The sequence below is a fragment of the Chryseobacterium pennae genome, from assembly GCF_003385515.1.
Taxonomy (GTDB): Bacteria; Bacteroidota; Bacteroidia; order Flavobacteriales; family Weeksellaceae; genus Chryseobacterium; species Chryseobacterium pennae.
The window spans coordinates 12,549-31,373 of sequence record NZ_QNVT01000028.1; the positions used below are offsets into that span (position 1 = coordinate 12,549).

Genomic DNA, 18,825 nt, shown 5'->3' on the forward strand with positions numbered 1-18,825 from the left:
TCATTTTCAAAAATAAAATAAATTAACTTATCTTTTTCTAATTACAGTTATTACATTATCCACACTCATATTTTCTTCTTGATTTAATATTATATTTACTTTATTTTTGAATTCCACGTTATTGATAGATTCTACTGAACTTTTATATAAAATCCTATTTTCATCACCTCTCTCTTTAATAAAATCCAAATTTTTGTTTTGATTCAGACTTTCCTCCTTTTCTCTTTGATATTGTTTTATTAATTTCTCTTTTATTTCAGGAAGCTCTTCCAGTTTTTCATCCAATTCTGTAATTTTTTCTTCAGTAGCTTTTGTCTGATCCTCAATTTCTGTAACATTCACCCCCTTTTCTGCTAAATATTGAATTGTTTTTTGAACTTCTAATTTTGTAAGATCAATTGTTTTCTGATAAGATGAAAGCTGGTTTTTCCAATATTCTGCATTTTCTCCTTCTTCTTTAGAATATCCCAATATTCTGTTATAATTATGCTGCGCCTTGGTTACATCCTCTTGAACTTTGATAAAATCTTCATATTTCCTCAATACAAAGGCTCTATCAGCATTGAATCGGTCTTTTTCATTTTCAATTCGCTTTTTCATAAGCTCAAATTCAATACTAGCTCTTGTTTCCGGATTGGTAATAATAGCGGTTTTTAATTCCTGGGTACTGATGTCCGATATATCCAAAACATCCGCCCCTTTCTTCATAGCTTCTAAATATCTGGCTTGCTTGGACTGTAGCTTTTGGAGCATGAAAACATCAATGCTATCATTGGTTAGCATAAAATTGATTCTTACATTTTCATTTTTGTTTCCCTGTCGCCACGCACGCCCTTCCACCTGCCGTAGAGCTGTAAAATTATAGGGAAGAGAAAGTATATACACATCCGTTGTGTTTTCCTGAAGGTTCATCCCTTCCTGAATCGCTTCACTACCGATAATTACTTTTATTTTCCCGGAATTAAAATCATCCTGAATCTTTAGCCTGTTAGGTTTACTTGTCGCTCCGGTAATAATTCCAATTTCTTCGGGCTTATAGTCTACTTCCTGTACCAGATATTCTTTCAGCTTTGGAAATTCTGCAACAGCTAATTCTGAATAAATAATTTGCCCTAAGTCAGGAATATCTTTCTTATTCTGACGGATCAGATCCATTGTCTGCTTCAGCTTCGGAGAATTATCTATAAATTCCTTTAAAGTAGGCACTTCTCCATCATAATAAATTGAAAGATATGGAGAAATAGCAATCAATCGGGCATTGAGAATATGAGTCAGGATTGCTCCTTTCTCAGTTTCGCTAAAACTCTCGTTGAGCAAATCATACTGCTCTTTCGTCAGATCATTTTGCTCAGTTTTATATTCTTTATTGATTTTGTTAGGTCGTTTCAGCTCAGGATTATCTTCTTCTCCTTTGATGTCAATAAATTCAGACAACAGCTGCTGAAAAAGAGAATTGTTTTTAAACCTTCGAACATTGGCTTTGAATTTCACATCTCCTCTGGCATCGATCTCCATATCATTATCCGCTTCCATAAAGGTTTCAAAGAAATTATTGACATTGAAATAACCAGACTCTTCGAGACGTTTATTAGCGATCAGGGATAAAATTGAATAATATTCCAGAGGTTTATTGGTGAAAGGTGTAGCCGAAAGCAGCGTTATGTTTCTACCATTATTTTTATCCTGAATGTACTGCGCAGCCATCCACGTATTAATTCCCAGTTTTGATGTCTGCTGGTTCTGGCTCCTGAAATCCGAAGCAAATCTACGGTCTTCAACTCTAACCTTTCCTACAATGTGATTGGCATTGTGTACTTCATCATAAGTAAGGTGATCAAATCCAAAATCTTCCCAGTCATAGATTTTGCCACGTTTCATCTTTCCTTCCACCTCTTTTTCTTTTTCTAACTCCTTCTGAAAATCCCTTTCACTGATGGCATTCACACTTTTCAGCTCACTTTCTGAAATGTAAGAAAATTTAGAAGCCAGTTCCTGGGTAATATTCTCGGAAAAACCAATATTATTAAAGCCTTCGTAGGTAACTATGGTAATTTCTCCGTCCTTATTATCAAACTTTGAGAGGTCGTAATCTTTACCAAGATTCCCCAGTACATTTACTTTAGCATTAGGAATTGTTTCAAAGATCGTCTCCACCCATTGTTTAAGAATACTCTCATTGGGAACAACAATAAGTGGTCTTTTTGCATTTCCACGTTCCACCGCCTCATGCATGGACAGTATTCCTGATAAGGTTTTTCCAAAACCAACCTCGTGAGCCAATAATCCAACACCTTTTGTGGTTTGTCTTCCGATTCCTGCTTTCTGAACTTCAGTTAATTTCAGTTCTCGTCCTTTAAAATTCTTATGGATTTTAGAAAATAACGGAAATTTGGAATAGTCCGGAACATGGATATTATTATAGTTTCTGTTAAAGTCTTTTACAAAGCGCTCCCTTAATTCATCTGATAATTCTTCCCTTAAAAATTTATAAAACAAATCATTGGCAGCAGCTTTTCTCCTTTCACGAACTAAAGCATTTCTTTCTTTATCACTTCCTGTAACGGTCTCATTGTCCACAAAGCTTCGGACTTCCCATGCTGAAGAACCAGCAAAAGCTTCACTGGATAACGTTCCGACAAAATCTTTAAACTTTTCAGCAAGATTGTATGACACCATTGCCGGCTCTGTTTGTCTTGTCTTAGAATTCCACTGATCTTTTTCTACATAACCCAAATCAAATTGATGTATAAACTCATGATTCGGACTGATAAAGATCTCATCCAGTAATTTAGTCCTAGGCAAAACACTTTCTAATAAGACCTTTTGTTTTTCATATTGACCGGCAGTGCCGGAGTCGATAACATCTTTATCTTTTTCTAACTGTTGGAGCTTAGCATAAATATTCCCTTCAGCATAGTAAAAGTCATGCACCCATTTTCCTCCAATATAGTTGGCAAATTGAGAGTGCTTTTCATGATTATGTAGAGTCCCGTCATAAGAAGTATCCTGAAATGCCTCAATCTGCTGCTTAGAAAGCTCAGAGCTGTTTTGGAGCGAAGTATTTACAATATCATCAGATTTAAGGAATTGGTATTTTAGAACTCCTTTTTTAAGCTCTACCTGGGTCTGAATTCTATACTCCGTATTTTTTCCACTATAAGACTGAATAATCTTATCCGCTCTCTGAAGAATATCATCAATTCGATTTTGATCGAACTTCTGAGGTTCACTGGTAATTTGGGATTGAAGTTCCTTGTACTTATCAATCTCCTTTGTAATAGCAGGAGATTTAAATTTTACAGCATTAAGAGCCAAAAGTACTTGTTCAACTTTTTCATGGGTTTCAGTAAGGTTTACTTCATCTGGCTCAGTATCTGTAATACTTTCCGATTTGTCCTCCGAATCCTTATTTTTTAAGATGATCTTAGGTTCTTCAGCTTCGAAAAATAAATCTTCAAAAAGATTTCCGATTCTTTCGACTTCCTTTTTACCCCGCAGCCGCTCTATTTTTAATAAAGCATCCTCTAAATTTCCATGAACATAGTTTTCTTTTCGCCCAAAACGATTGGTTTTTTCACGGGTTTCGCCCAGAATTTTTTCAGGATTAATTTCAAAATAATCCGAAATATCTCTGGAAATTTTCTGCGAATCCTTTTTTAGAATAATAATATCCGTACCAATACCCGTTCCGGCAAAAACTCCACTAGGCAAACGGAATCCCTCTATTAACTGCGCATTTTTTAACTGGCTTTGCCTGTTTAGCCAACCAGACGGAAGCACCATTGCCAAAATACCATCTGGTTTTAAAAAATCTAAAGAACGTTTAACGAAATAATCTTCATATTTTGAGATTTTCGGTTCTTCTCCCAACCCTTTGTAAAGTCCCCGATGTTCCCCGTAGGGTGGATTACCAATAACCAAATCATATTTTTCAGAGAATTCCTTTTTATTACCCTTTTCATCAATAAATTCCGTTTCAAAGGAGCGGAGATGGATATCAACTTCTGGATGAAAGATTTTTGCAATTTTTGCAGTGGTTTCATTAATTTCAAAGGCTGTAATATTTGTCTTTACTCCCAATTCTTTTGCAGCATAGAGAAAGTTTCCTGTTCCTACACTGGGCTCTAATACCGAAATTTCCTGTCGGTTTTTAAACTGATCTTTGATTAAATTATGAATAGCATCTACAATCTTTGAATCAGTGTAGTATTCATCTAATATTCCTCTACCTTCTTTTGCTGTACCGCCACTTTTGAACCGTCCACAGACATCTTTCAGATCATCCGTAAGATTAAAATTTTCATTTAGAATAATTTTTCGATCCTTTGAAACAAAGCAGGTTGCAGAAACAATTTCTGCAACCTGCTCATTATTAACTTTCTGACCTTTGTATTTTGAAATAAGAATGGCTACATCCTCATTATTTTTATGGGATGTATTTAATTCTGATCCTGTTCTGTCGGATAAAGTTCTCCCGGATATGATTCCGCCCACGGAATGTTTTCTTCCTTCATCTTCTTCATCATTTTGCGGTTGTGCTCCAGAAGAGGGTCTTTCTCTTGCGGCGTTTCCCAAATCGCTCCCCCCTGTGCCTGCAAGTCCATTTCCAACATGGTTGCTGCCCATAGTTTGTCCTCCTTGGTTATTTCCGTTTTGCTCGGATTGGCTGTTTGGGATAGATTTTCCAGAACTTCGTTCAGAAGATTCGGTTCCCAAGTGCTGAGTGTCGGAAATTCCGTTTGATCTAGTATTAATGTATCCATCTTGTGATTTTCTTTGTTCGACTAAAATAGTATTTTTCTTTTGAACTCCTAGTTTGTTTTCTAAATATTCACTTAAATTTTGATTCCCGTTTTCTGAGATTCCATATAATGGACGGATATCCTTTATATTCTTCCCATTCATGTCTGTAAGAATTTTAAGGGTCATCATATTTCCCGCTCTGTCTCCATCCAGACAAAGAAATATTTTACCAGTATAGTTCTGATACCTGCCAATAAACTTTTTGGTATTTTCTCCGGAATGAAGCGCAACAAGAGTTCTGTTATTATTCTGATTATTTAATTTCAGAAGTTCTAAAAAAGAATGTTTATCCTTAATATTGTTAAAAACAATAAGTTCGTCCTTATTTCCTTCTATTACGGAAATATCATCATCTTTATATGCTAAGCTATTTTCACTCACTTTCTCGGCTTTTTACAAAATGATTAAATTCAAATAGTTCTTTGGCACCAGCATCCCAGTTCTTTCTGGGTAATAATTGAAGGGTCACAAATACGTCGTCCTTCTTATTATAGGAGTCGATACGCTCCAACCTCCCGTGATAATCCATTTCTGCGTGCTCGTATAGTGAATACGGTAAAATTGTGTCTGTTGGATAGATATAAAATCTTGTATAAGTCCAGGGAGAATTAATCTCAAAGCGCTTGTACTTCTTCTGAAATAAGATCGTATCAGATAGATTTCTTCTGTTCCTATAGTTAGGAATCCACTCTTTTGAAAACACAGCCCCCTCTTTCTTGTTCCAAACCAGAAAAGGCCGCCTCTTCTTAGAAAGGTCAGAAAAGATGAGATTACGTTCCACGAGATTAAGGGGATAACAGAGTGAATCCCTGATATAATACATTTCTTTACTCATTTCAGGAAATGAAAGATCAGGAACCTCTTCTATAAGCTCATTTTTAGAATAATTTAGTTTTGATACATGAAAACTCTGCATTTTACTTAGCCCTTTGGACGCATCAAAATAGACGTTCGATATAATATCAATTCCTCCCTTATCGGATTTAACTTCTTTATGACAAGAACTGGCGATGAAAAGGAAAAGCAGGTATGGAAGTATTAAATTTATTTTCATATTAAGAGATTTAAAAAAAAGCGGTAAATCATCAGACTTACCGCTTTTAAGATAATGGACAGGTCTGATTTTATCGTTTAATGCTTTGCTCCTTTACATTGGCTTTATCATGTCCTCTCTCATCTTCCATCCCCTGCAAAGGTTTATTGGTATTGATCCTGGTCATATCCTGATCATAAAGGTTTAAATTCTTGTATTGGGGGTTTAAAACCGCCTTTGCTTCAACCATCTGTTCATTCTCTTTGATCTTTACCTTGACTATATTCCCTTTTTCCAGAGATTTGATGGTGCTGTCTTTATACTCAGGTTTATCAAATACCAAGTTGGATTTTTCGACAATCTCAGCAGTATCAATACCATAGTTTTTATAAAAATTCTGGAATTTGTAATTTCCTTTTTCAGTTTTTGGTTCACTAAAATCGAACCTCACAAAGGCAGGCTCCTTTTGGTCAGTCTTGGGATTAAGAAACTCTATTTTCACACTGCGCCCTTCCAGAAGGTTTACAGCTTCCTTGGCGGTAAAAGTATTTTCCCGGTTTACCGGAAAATTATGGGACATCTCTTCATTTTTATCATTTGTTAATTTTGCGTGATAAGAATTAAGAAAAACACCACCACTTTGAGTTTTATTGAATTTCAAAATAAAATCTACTTTATTTCCGGGCAGAGCCTTATCGGAAGAGGATTTAATTTCAAATTCATTTTTCTTTGATTTAATTCCTTTTTCCAAATCTTTGTGAAGCTTTTCATCTTCTCCAAAACCAAGGTATTTCATCTGGTCTTTTAGGTATTGTACCTGATTAAATTCTTTTGTTGTTTCCATAATGTTAGAATTTTGGTTGTTAAACTTTATATCATTTATTGTTAATATTTTAAAGGAAGGCAAGTTATCTTCGTTTAGATAGTTTTTTAAAATTTCGCCATTTCCTAATAATTCATAAGATTCGCCGTATTCCTGCTTTTCCAATAAGCCAAAAACTAATGCGTATTTATCATTCTTCGATAGTTGGTGTCCATCAAGAACATCAGGTATTTGATCCAATTGTTGCTTTGTCAAAGAATAATCATCGTCTGTTGTTCCAAATTCAGTTTTTTGCGCATAAGCTGCTCTTTGATTCTCAGTAATCTGTAATTTTTCAAGTTTGAATTCATTTTCTTTCATAAAGGTTCTGTAGTTGAGCAGATCTTTTTTTTCCTCTTCTGAAAGTTTCGGGGAAAGATCATTTTTTGCCGCCTTTTCTTTTAAGTTCTGTTCCGCAAAGATTCTAAAGTCGAATAATGTTTGTGGATGGTCATAATGATCTCTCAGAGTTCTCCATCCTCTGCCATCGGGTAATCTGTATTCCTGAGTTTGAAGATCATAGCTGTAGTAGCTATTTTCACTCGGGCTTATCAACGAACCGCTACCATCAGCATATTCCCGCCAGATCCATCCTTGGGGAAGACCGGATGCGGGAACAAGATTTTCGTCAAAATCTTCTTCAAAAAACAGATCTTCAAATCCAAGATTGTTTTCTTCCCAATCAAGATCACGGGTACTTTTCCGGCTTTCAGGTGAATCTTTGATGAGTTGATTGACTTCGATATTAAAGTTATTCTCTGTTCTTTCGTATTTGTGGTAATGGTAAACCATTCGTTCCTCAATCTGTCTATTGTCTAATCCTGAGCTTAAATCAGTCCTATTCTGAAATTCCTTTGCCCATAAATCGAAAAGTAAATTGTGCCGATCTGACGGATTATCTATTCTGACTATTGTATTTCTTTTGTTATCTACAAACTGTAGGATTTTATCATCATCATAATTATTTAGAACTTCTACCGCATATTTTGCCGTCATATTTCTGAATTTTTCCTGAAAACTATTACCAATCAATTCATTTATAGAATAAGGATGAGTATTTACAGAATGAGCCATTTTAGCTTTATTCTTAAATTGATAAATGGCAATGAACTTTTTTTCCTGACCGGAAAACTTCCGTTCACCGTCCTTAAACCATTGTTCCGGAGACGTATTTTTCATCTCTTTTACAAAGTTTTTATAAGCCCTGGTTATCGGAGTAATATTCTTATCATACCAACTTAAATCATTGACTAATTCCATATTTTTTTGATTATTGATAGTATGTTTTTCTAATTTTTGCTCTTCCGTATCAATGGCACGTAAGTCAAAAGGATCTGCATCCAGCCCGTAATCAAACGTATAGCCGATGGCTTCGCATTCTTCCTGAAAAATGGCACAATCATTATAGTCAAGACCTTCGTACATTGCCTTTTGCTGCCACTTATCACATACGGTCTTCAGTTCTTCAGGAATAAGCTCATAATCTTCAAATAAATCCATTCTTAAATTTTATTTACTTTGAGATTCTACTATATACTAGGTTTATCAACAGGGGGGCTATCTTCTAAAGCCCCTTTTTTCATCCCGCTCATGCTCCTCTTCTTCTCTCATTTGGTTACCATCCTGGTAGAGATCAGGATCGTTTACATTCAACTGAACATCCGATTTTTCCTGTTTTTGGAAAATTCCATCAACAATATCTATCTCTCTTGATACTATATTCAGATCACGGGAAATCTCTTTTGCTATTTCAGGTGGAAATCCTAGCTCTAACTTATCCTGAATAAATGCCTTGAGCTTTAATAACTCATTTTTATAGCGACCAAGTTCCTGAGCATCCTTTTTATCTGCAATGATGGCGGTAAGTTCAGTAGCATGTCTAATCAAATCAAACTCAAATACTTTTCCCGTTTCTTCATCAAAGACAAAAGCTTTCTTTTCAAGTCCCGGAAACCCGGGAGGCAATTTATTTGAGACTTCTTTTATATCAGTGTATTCAATTCTCTTTTCACTGTTTTCAAGGAGTTCCGAGAGATTTTTATCACGTTCTAAAAAAATGACATTAAGCCGGCTATTGTTCTCAACGAGCTGAAAAGTGGCTCTTCTTTTATCATTGTCCGCAACGATTGTATATCCCTGTAAAAACCTCTGAATATCTTCAGGACTTAATTTTTTGGAAAATGTATTGTCCTGGTCGATAATTCCATATTTCTTCAGCTGATCTGTGGGTAAATTGTTATTTTTCATTTTTTTAATCTATTTAGTAGGGTTTGTATAATGCTGTACTGGTATCAGGATGGTTTACCATAAGGTTACTGGCTCTTATTAAATCATTTAGAAAATCAGCAGGGTTAATGCTTTGTCCGAATTCTTTTACCGAAAAATGTAAATGAGGCCCTGTAGAATTTCCGGTATTTCCACTCTTTCCAATGATAAATCCGGCTTTCACCAGCTCTCCGACTTTGTAATAGTTCTCCGATAAGTGCAGATAAGCCGTTTCAAATCGGTTAAAGTGCCGTACTTTAATATAGTTACCACCGCCACCAGGGTCCCAGCCACTGGCTGTTACAACTCCATCCATTACTGCATAAATATTTTCATAATGAGCTTTTAAATCAATGCCTCCATGCATTCTCTTCGTACCGAAAATAGGATGTACCCTCGTTCCATAAGGAGATGTGATACTCATCGTATTATGCAGAGGCATTACAATTTTTGATAATACTTCTTTAGGCTCTTCTACAAAATCATATAAAGCACCGGAGGCTTGATTTTTTAAATCCTCTCTTTTTTTCTCAGACCTAAGCTGAGTCACCAGAAGTAAAGAATCTTTTATTCTTTGAACCTCTCTTCTGGAATTATTTACATGGCTGTATTCTTTCAGCAGTATCTTTAAAGAATCGATTTCATTCTTCAAATCCGCTTTTGTGGTCGTATTAAAGATGTTTTTCCAAAAGTTTTTCCCATTTTTTTTGTTTAACTGCTCATCCTCTTTTGCCGTTTCAGTTATCTTCGAACTTTCGGTTTTCTTAGGCTGCAAGGGTGAGAGTGTGTTGAATTGGGCAGACATAAGACTGTTTATTAATAGGAAAATAGGTAGAACCATCTTGTAAAGCCTGGCACTTATTATTTTATTACGTATCATAATTATGCTTTTACTAATTCTCTGACGATTAATTCCACTTCTTTATTAATTTTTCTAAAATTGGTCATCAGGACCTCTTCTTTACGATTAACTCCTGCTTTATCTACAAAAGAGTAGTAAGTCGGCATTGTGACATAATGCCTTTCTTCCTCTTTAATGGCTTTCATATTTAAATTGATCTTACCATTTATCGCAGAAGTTTTATATTCTTCGGTATTATTTTCTTCCCCTTGAGCAATAATCCCTGCCATTTCCCCGGTTTTAAGTGCTGCTATTTTTCCTGCGGGAATCATAAAATCCATTTTCTCATTGATACTGGTGGTTGTTCCTTGCTGAGAGATTGATTGGGAGTATGATTTCTGTTTTATTTTACCAAAAAGCTTTTCAAGCCAGTCAAGTGTATTTTTATCTCTTACAGAGCCAGAAAGAATATTTCCAACAATAGCAGAAATAGTATCCGCCACTTCCTTCTTGTAAAACTGGCGAAGCTGTGGAAGTTCCTGAAGACCTAACATTACGACAACCCTGTTACTTCTTGCCGTGGCAACGACATTATCAATTTTATGAATGTAAATCGTCGGAAACTCATCAGCAATAATACCTCCCGGTAGATTGTTTTTAGAGTTTATTAATCGTAGTGTTCTGTTTAGTACCGAAGAATACAAGGCGGAATTAATATCCTGAGTCCCCGGATCTGAAGCCAGAATAATAATAGAAGGATTATTCCGATCCGTTATTTTCAGCTCCACTTCATCACCTGAAAACACCCAAAAGCTTTCCTTGGTAGCCAGTCTTGACAAAAATATCTTGAGTGTTCCTACCTGCCCTTCCAGTTGGTCAAAAGCTTTGTTTTCATAAGCTGATTTAAAGGGTGATAATAAAGAATACAGCTCCTCATGATTAAAAAGTGTATCGAAAATTTCCTTATAGCTTCTGTTCATAAAAGAAAGGATATGAGGTAAATCCGAATATTTTCCATTCTCGTGGGTAGCAAAAAAATAAATACAGGAGGAAAGGAAATTAATTGCCGATTGGGTGAAAAACTGATCAGATCCTCCTCCGGAACTGGTACTCCCCTTTTGTAGAGAAGATACCATAGCTTCTGCCATTTCCTGCGCCTCTGCCAGAGTTTTTACATATTCTTTTTTGAAAGGGTTTACCCTTCTTGATTTTTCAACCTCATTAAGGTTAATAACGTGGAAGGCGGAAGTTCCGCTTCCATTTTTTCCAGACTTTGAAAGTTTATTTTGACTTAATAAATAATGGTAATAGGCAATCTGTCCCAGATCAGGAAACTTAAAATCATAAATCATAAGACAAAATCCTTTGGCTATCATCTGCCTGATAGCGGGATTGATCACGCCAAAAGATTTACCAGAACCCGGAACGCCAATTACCATTGTCCCGCGAAACGGATCGATATTTATCCACCCCTCGTGCTTTTTACCTCCATACCAAAATATATAGGGAATATTGATACTGGTATCAGATTGTACAAGCTCCTGATTTTGATCAAAAGACTCTTCTTCTACATTCCACCTATCTTTTCCCATTTTCTGCTGCATTAGTTTAGAAATACTATCTGCTCCCATCTGAAGGATCACTGCTCCCAGAAAAGAAAGAAAAGCATAAACAACCTGATAAAGATTCATTCCCGGAAAGATTTTAGGTAATGAAGAATCTCCGGCTTCTTTTTGCAAAACCAAAGAAGAGAACATCATCACAAGCCCCAGTACCATAGGAACAACTATTTCTACAGCGATATTTAAATCTTTCTTTTTCTTGGCTTTTGTACCGATGGCTACCAATCCTATCAGAATAAGTGTCGCAAATTTGGCATTGACAGGAGGGTAAATAAAGCTCATCTTAGAAAAGTTCCTAAGTAAATTCGTGAGTACCGGAATATCTGCGTGCAGATAAAATAGTGATGCACAATCCAACGCAACTACGGCATATACCACTTTTTGCAGGAATCCGTAAATCCTGATCTGATGCTGCTGTTCTTGCATTAGGAATAATTTTCAAAGTATTCACTCAGTAGTTTATGTTCCTCCAATAGCTTGTTGTGCAGCTTCTGTTGCTGTTGCTGTAATTTTTCATGATCTTCATGTATTTTAACAAAATTGGTATTTAACAGATTCAATTGGTCAATTAATTGACGTCCTCTTTTTTCAACCCTTTCTAAAATATATGATCGATTTGCCTCTTCAGGTATTTTCTCATACCAGTCTTTAAGGATTAATAATTGTTCATAATCTTTTATAAGTTCTTTTCGCTTTTTTTCAAAAATGCTTATACAATAGATAATTGCAATTAGCATGAGCCCAAAAACTATAATGGCGATAATTTTAAAATTGTCCATGATATTGATAATTAAAAAGTATCGGCTTTTAAAATATCCGAATAGTTGATTTTCATTTCCAGAGTTCTTCCGGAAAGCTGCTCTTCTATCATACGAATCATCATCACTTTAGAATTTGGATAAGTAAATTTTTTGAACACATAAATATTCCTGAAATTTTTCCTAAAATATTTTTGAGCATTCAACTGAAAAATCGGGGTCATTTCAATGCTCTGATTATTGGTAGCCTTATGAATCTGCTTATCCTCTACAGAAAATTTCAAAGCTTCAATATCATAGCCTAAATTGGAATTGTTTTTAAAAGTCATATCCAAGAAAATGTAGTCACTCATCACATAGACATTATTGAGCTGAACCTTAAGCCTAAGGTTTTTCTCTTCCCGAATCGGATCTTTTTCTGATTTTGTCTGAATAATATTCAGCGCAAATTTTCTAAGCTCAAAATTGGAAAACACCATTTTATTAAACTCTATAGGCTGCATTGCCTCCGGTTGAATATGGACATTGGTAATAGTACTCCTGGTTTCAGAATCCCTGTAGACTGCTTTGTATTGGGCAATAAAGGACTGTGCTACTACCGTGACAATACCAATTTGATCACCGTTACTATGTTCAGATAGGTTTTTATTTCCCTCTTTATCGCTCACATTAGACTTATCTGTAATTTTGACCCTGGCAATATGGCTCAATGGTAAATCACCCGTCAGCTGCTGAGTTGAGAGATCAACATATTGGATGGGTTCCGGAGAAATTAGATGAAGGCTGATTCCTTCAGTAATGTCTATTTCCGGTAAATCCGAAATAGCCTGCTGCTTTGTAGCGGTTTGTGCAGTAAAAAATTGAGCTATGAAAATAAGTAACGTATATAATAGAGCTTTCATCTGTTTATTTTTTTTGTTGGTTTTGTGAGTCTTTCATTTGTTTTTCATCTATCAGAAATACCTGTGAGCCATATTTTAATTTGGCTTTATTGGTTTTAATTAGATTGGCAATGGACTTTGAAGTGGAGGTGAATAACTTGGAGCCTATACTGGTGAAAAATCCCTGTCCGCCCATATCCATCTGCGTTCCCTGTACGGAGTTACTTCCCATTTCCCGGATCATATCCCGAAAAACGCTCTCCGGAACATACAGCCCTTTCATTCCATCGACATCGTATATAGACAAGTTGACAGGATAGATTTCTCTTTTAATGAATGCAGAAACTATAGTAAGGTTCACCCTTTGCATCGAGAACCCAGAGATTTGTCCATACAGTATAGAGCCTTTATCAAGTCTTTTATTTCCAACGAAAATATCCTCTAATAGTCTCAGCCGGATTCTGCTTCCTAAATAACCTTTGTTATTTTCGTCAATGACCGCTTTGATAAAACTGTTTTCCCTCTCTCTATAAAAAGCATTGAACTCACTGTTTATCCCTGATTTGCTGACATTGAACGTTGAATTAAGGAATTCTTCAAGCTTTTCCTTACTGGCTTTCAGCTTTTCTTCAGCCATGAGCTTATTTTGGTATTCAGGATCTCTTGATTTTTCTAAAGAATCCATCACCAGCATCTGTTGTTTCAGATATTTAGCCGGATCAGGAGCCTTCTCATTATTTCGAGGTTTTGTTCCTGGACTTTCCATAGGACTACTGCTTTCCTCTCTTCCATAGGATTTATCGTTCAGCATTCGGATAATCTCCGAAGACCTTTTATAGTCTCTGTCGTTATTTTGCTCTTGTTTGGGATTATAGTAAGAGGATGAATTTCCCTTGGACCCGTACTCGTTTTGTCTTTTGGATAGGGTTTTAAGTGAATCTATTTTTCTTTTTTGAGCTAATGATAGCTGGTCTTCATAGTGTAATAAACTATCCTTCTCTTTGTCAAGCCCTTCCAGCATTGTTCTGTTATCCTCTTTTTTGAAAAATGCATCATAAGCATCATTTTTACTCATAATAGAATCCTTAGACTCACCAAGGGAAAGAGAGAGCTCTTTGGGTTTATCCTTAGGCGGCTCCTTTTGGGTAAACCCTGCTCCCACATAAGCAAAAAGAAGCAGGAATGGCAAAGCCAAAAGAGGCAGCACATATTTTTTTTCCTTAAAATTCAGTTTTTTCATTGAGTTTCGATTTTTAGATAAATTGCCCCGGTGCTACCGGTCATTTTTTAATTGCTGATATTGGTTAAATAAATATTCAATCCTCAAGCTATCCTGTCTTTGCAGTTGTTTCTCGTCCCTTTTCACTTTTAGAATTTCAAGCTCTTCTACAATCTTTTTCATCTCTTTTTCATTGTTTACATTAGGATTCTGGGGCATCTGACTTTTGGAATAAAGAGTGGGAGGTTTAATTTTAAATACCGTCCCCAAGGGAAAGAAAATTCCCTGAATCAGAGAACCTACAAAGGACACTGAGAGAAAAACCATCGAATAGGTAAAAAACTTTTTAGGATGATGGACTATCCAGTCCAGGCATTTCCGCCTTGTTTGTTTAAATAAAGGGTTCATGGCTAGTACGAATTTTTAGATTGATTAGAAATGTCTTCATTATCGATGATACGCCAGTTTCTCAGGATCACACCATGCGGGTTGTTAGGACTGCGGATGAGATCTTCAAAGAAACCCTCTGTGATTAATTTTCGGGTAATAATGGATGACTTCCTGGTAATCATCTGTTTTCCGAAAAAAACGAATTTCTTTTGCTCCGGATTTAGGGTTATCGAATCCGTATGGATACTAACCATTGAACTCGAAGCTATAATCTGGTTATAGAAACCTTTTTCCCTTAAGTTGGTGTATTCTTTCTTTCCACTGTCATCAATCAGATAAAGGGATTTCTGAATATTGTCCTTGATATAGGTATCGTCAGGAGCCAACGTGAAAAATAATCTATGAAAAAGTTCGATCTGAGCTTTATATTCAACAGGTCTGTTGAGCAAAACATCGGTTTGTTTGGCCAAAACCGGAACGCCATTATCCAGTATGTAAATGGATTTTCTGGAATCTTCAATGATTTTATAAGCAAAGAAAAAACCACCGATAACAATGAAAACAGCAAAAAAAATACTCGCCAGAGAAACAATCTTGTTAATCTTTATTCTTTGTTCAATATTTTTGATAAGCATTTTTATTTTAGGAATTAGAAATTAGACACTAAGGATTTTATTTATTTTCCACTTTTCATGGCTCTGTTTACTCTACCGGATGCAGAGCCTGCCGCAGCAGATTTTGCAGCCGCTACACCTCCTGTTTTAGCAGCTAGTATTGCCGTTTTTACAGTACTTGCCATTTTACCAGCGGCATTCTTCATTTTAGTCATTACTCCTGCTCCTCCGGCCGTTACAATCGTATCAGCAATTGTTGGAGTCATTAAAACACCAATTCCCGTAACGATATAAGCAACACATGTAAAAAGCTGATTATAGATCATTCCTGAATTATTAATGTAGACCATTAGAGCATCTAAATTGGTAACAGTACCATCTGTTAAAAGCGTATTGTAGCGGTCTATTTCCATAGTATAACCGGAAGCAATGAGTTGCTGACCTATATTGATAATGGTATAAGCAACGAAAGTGTACAGATTGATGTTGATGAATTTAGAAACCCAGCTGTACAAAGAGTTTTCAAATCCCGGAACAAGAGCCATTCCCACAGCAATAGGTCCTAAAATAATGAGTATATAAGCCCAGATCTTCTGAATAAAGAAAATAAGATAGACACAAATCCGAAGAATGGAGAGGCATATAAACTCAATGACTTCAGCTACTAATTTTTGCATCTGGAATTGCATTCTGATCTGCCATTCCTTAATAGGCTGGATAAGTTTATCCAGTCCGTCACTAATATCAAACCAGGAATCATCTGCATCTTTACCAGTATTCTCAATAACCTCCTGTTTGGCATCTTCACTGGCTTTGAGTTTTATGACGGCATCCAATAATTGCTGTTGCTTTTTGAACCTTTCTACTCTTAAGTCATTGACCTCTGATTCTATATCACTAAAAATGGCGACTCCCGGTTCTGCAATAGCCTCAAAGGGAGCTTGAATCAAATTCACGAATCCTGTCCAGTAAATCAGGGTAAATCCAATCAAAACAGGTTTTAGCATAGGCATAATTTCCCATTCTCTGTCTCCGGCAGCCATTTGCCATCCCATATACCCCAGGTACATCAAAGCACCTAATCCGCCTATGGCCTTTCCAACCAGTGCAGCATCATTTGCACTATCCTGAACACTGGTATCAAGCTTTGTAAACACCTCCATAAACCATTTCTCAAAAGCACCATCACCTTTTAAAAACTGAAGTAAATTACCATAATCACTGTCTGTTTGGGCAAAGCCCATTACTGGGAGTACTATCGCCAGTAAACAACAAAATAAGGTTAGCTTTTTATTCATATTTAATATCGGTGTTTGTATTGTTGCATTATACGCTCAGCACGCTGCTTGTCCGATGACGGAGTCCAGCCCGAAGGCAATGCAGAAGGAGAATGATCTTTCAAAATATTTTTATAATCCAGAAGCAGGGTCGTCTTGTTATTTTGCTTTCTTAATTCCTGTACAAATTTCCTCCACCGTAAGAGTGTTTCGTGGTACATCATAAAGCGTTTTCCCCGTGGCATATCCATAGATCGGGACATAGCGTATTTCTCTTTAATGAGATCAAGTTCCTCCTGAAGCCTTTTTAGTGTTCCTGTAGTATGAAGTGTTTCATAAGCCTCCTGATTTTTCAACCGCCATTCCATAAAATTTTGTGGCGTATCAGGAAATTCTGTGATTGGCTTTAACATCCGCTTGTAATACAAGAGCCATAACGGATCAGCATCTACAGTAACACTCGTCCAATGGGCAAAATCCTGAACGCTCCTTTTGTAAATGGTATCGGAAGCTGCCTTTATTTTTTTAGCCTCTTCTTCCTCGTATTTCAATTGAGCAAATCGCTGATTTTGTACTCCTGTAGGCTTTAATGGTCTTATGTCCTCTCCATCCTTATAATCTCTATTGATATTTGGAGCCCACATCCCCCATACCGTGGCGTAAGCAAAATTGGTTTGAATCCCTAAAAAATATTTGGGATAAGGTCGCCAGTCTCCCCAGCTTTCAAAAACCATTCTTTTATGTTGGGCAACAATGGCCGGATCATTCAGGCGCTTTACACTCACTTGTGCAAAAACTCCCATAGTTATAAACAAGAATGAAAAGCCTATTAATTTTCTGAATTGATATTTCATCGTTTAATTAAATATGTATTTATATTTTTGAATAATATCTCCTACAATCGCTCTGTCGACATTAATGTAATTTCTAAGGACAGGGACCTGATAGAGATAAGGAATCTTCTTGGCATTCTCTAAGCGTAAAATGATATAGAGAATATTACCATTGATGTTTCTAGCCCTTGTAAATACCTTTTCCAAAAGCATTTCCCGATCCATAGCATCCATCAAAAAGTCTTTGTTTTCATTTAATATATCCGCCGATACTTCCTGCTGAAGCTTTAGCACCTGCTCTCCTATTGCGCTATAATATTTTGAAACTAAAACCGCATATTCAGGGTGTTGTATCGATAAATCCAGCATTTTGTTAGAATTGCTTACGATTTTTCCCACATACTGATAGAGATAGATGAGCTTTTTACTCTGGGTAAGAGCCGAATTAACATTTTTCAGCTGCTGATAGATATACTCTTGAATGGCGATCACTTGTGCGGTCTTATTTTTAATCTCATTATAGAGCTCATTTTGCTTTTCATAAGAATCTAAAAACACCTGCTCACTTCCTAAACGAACACCGTGATTGACGGTAATCTGGGATAACAGCTTGTCATTAATCACTATCTGCTGGCTTTTTACATAAACCGCAGAAAATACTATAATTCCGAAGGTTGCTATTTTTTTCATTTCTTATTAAAAGGATTTGATATTCTTCATGATATTTTCCACAACCTGCCTATCCCTGTTGACATAATATTGGAAGGCTCTCTTATTCCTTAGGACTTTGGCTTTAATGTCACGTATTTTTAAAAGCATGTGGGTAGAATTCCTGCTAAGGGTTTTCACCTCTCCTAAAGCATAGTCCAATAAAATTTTACGCTCCGATTTTTCCATTTGATTGATCGCTCCGTAAGAGAGAATAATTCCTGTAATTAGGCGGGTTACCATTTGCAGATCATCCACATACTGCACTCCGGAAGGCAAAACCGTTATAATCGAATAAGGTGCTGTACTCAATTCATCAATAATGGAAGCCTGATTTTGAGTAATTTTCTTAACCTCCCTGCTCATCGCTACTCCGGTTGGAATGGCCTGCAGAGCAAATGAAACAACCCTTAGCCTGTCCTGTATTTTAGTAACCTTATCCTTAAAGCTATTCCATTCGCTTCTGTTGGTGGTCTCAATACCAGCATTCAGAGCCTGATTCTTTCGCATTTCCTTTTGTCTGTCATGCTCTTTCATCGTGGCATTAATTTCTATATTCATCATCGGAAAGGAAACATTTTCTTTCTGCCAGGCAGGGGTAGAACCCCCTCCTGAAGAAGTTAATACCACATAAACTACCGGAATAAAGAGGCGTAGAAAAATCTTTTTTTTGAGCCCATAAAGTCGGTGAAACTTATTTTTCGAGTTCATACAAAAAA

The 18,825-nt window shown here is 36.3% G+C and carries 15 protein-coding genes; all 15 read right to left on the minus strand.

Features of this window, described 5'->3' with window-relative positions; genetic code table 11:
* Positions 1-27: 27 nt before the first annotated feature.
* Positions 28-5,184 carry an Eco57I restriction-modification methylase domain-containing protein gene (locus DRF65_RS22350; protein WP_115972954.1) on the minus strand — a complete coding sequence of 1,719 codons (5,157 nt, stop codon included), beginning with the start codon at positions 5,182-5,184 and terminating at the stop codon, positions 28-30.
* Positions 5,177-5,857: a hypothetical protein gene (locus DRF65_RS22355; protein ID WP_078777615.1), complete on the minus strand. Its 681-nt coding sequence runs from the start codon at positions 5,855-5,857 to the stop codon at positions 5,177-5,179. Before DRF65_RS22355 ends, DRF65_RS22350 begins: the two co-directional genes overlap by 8 nt.
* A 70-nt stretch (positions 5,858-5,927) precedes the next feature.
* A complete protein-coding gene (locus DRF65_RS22360) occupies positions 5,928-8,198 on the minus strand; it encodes a hypothetical protein (protein WP_228438889.1) in 2,271 nt (756 codons plus the stop codon).
* Positions 8,199-8,255: 57 nt separating this feature from the next.
* Positions 8,256-8,945 (minus strand): hypothetical protein, encoded by a 690-nt coding sequence (locus tag DRF65_RS22365; protein WP_115972955.1) that lies wholly within the window; start codon positions 8,943-8,945, stop codon positions 8,256-8,258.
* 13 nt (positions 8,946-8,958) lie between these two features.
* Positions 8,959-9,843 carry a M23 family metallopeptidase gene (locus DRF65_RS29195; RefSeq protein ID WP_115972956.1) on the minus strand — a complete coding sequence of 295 codons (885 nt, stop codon included), beginning with the start codon at positions 9,841-9,843 and terminating at the stop codon, positions 8,959-8,961.
* A 2-nt stretch (positions 9,844-9,845) separates the two neighbouring features.
* Positions 9,846-11,852 carry a TraM recognition domain-containing protein gene (locus DRF65_RS22375; RefSeq protein WP_115972957.1) on the minus strand — a complete coding sequence of 669 codons (2,007 nt, stop codon included), beginning with the start codon at positions 11,850-11,852 and terminating at the stop codon, positions 9,846-9,848.
* Positions 11,852-12,205 carry a hypothetical protein gene (locus DRF65_RS22380; RefSeq protein WP_034870040.1) on the minus strand — a complete coding sequence of 118 codons (354 nt, stop codon included), beginning with the start codon at positions 12,203-12,205 and terminating at the stop codon, positions 11,852-11,854. Before DRF65_RS22380 ends, DRF65_RS22375 begins: the two co-directional genes overlap by 1 nt.
* Before the next feature lie 11 nt (positions 12,206-12,216).
* Positions 12,217-13,086 carry a DUF4138 domain-containing protein gene (locus DRF65_RS22385; RefSeq protein ID WP_034870041.1) on the minus strand — a complete coding sequence of 290 codons (870 nt, stop codon included), beginning with the start codon at positions 13,084-13,086 and terminating at the stop codon, positions 12,217-12,219.
* Positions 13,087-13,090: 4 nt separating this feature from the next.
* Positions 13,091-14,305 (minus strand): conjugative transposon protein TraM, encoded by a 1,215-nt coding sequence (gene traM, locus DRF65_RS22390; protein WP_115972958.1) that lies wholly within the window; start codon positions 14,303-14,305, stop codon positions 13,091-13,093.
* Between the two features lie 33 nt (positions 14,306-14,338).
* A complete protein-coding gene (locus DRF65_RS22395; protein ID WP_052114697.1) occupies positions 14,339-14,692 on the minus strand; it encodes a hypothetical protein in 354 nt (117 codons plus the stop codon).
* Positions 14,693-14,694: 2 nt separating this feature from the next.
* Positions 14,695-15,309, minus strand: a complete 615-nt coding sequence (gene traK / locus DRF65_RS22400) for a conjugative transposon protein TraK (protein ID WP_034870044.1) — start codon at positions 15,307-15,309, stop codon at positions 14,695-14,697.
* A gap of 41 nt (positions 15,310-15,350) precedes the next feature.
* On the minus strand, positions 15,351-16,586 hold the full coding sequence (locus tag DRF65_RS22405; protein ID WP_034870045.1) for a membrane protein: 1,236 nt from the start codon (positions 16,584-16,586) through the stop codon (positions 15,351-15,353).
* 2 nt (positions 16,587-16,588) lie between these two features.
* A complete protein-coding gene (locus DRF65_RS22410; RefSeq protein WP_034870046.1) occupies positions 16,589-17,419 on the minus strand; it encodes a hypothetical protein in 831 nt (276 codons plus the stop codon).
* 3 nt (positions 17,420-17,422) lie between these two features.
* A complete protein-coding gene (locus tag DRF65_RS22415; protein WP_115972959.1) occupies positions 17,423-18,088 on the minus strand; it encodes a hypothetical protein in 666 nt (221 codons plus the stop codon).
* A gap of 6 nt (positions 18,089-18,094) precedes the next feature.
* Positions 18,095-18,817, minus strand: coding sequence for a hypothetical protein (locus tag DRF65_RS22420; protein WP_115972960.1), 723 nt, complete (start codon positions 18,815-18,817; stop codon positions 18,095-18,097).
* Positions 18,818-18,825 lie beyond the last annotated feature (8 nt).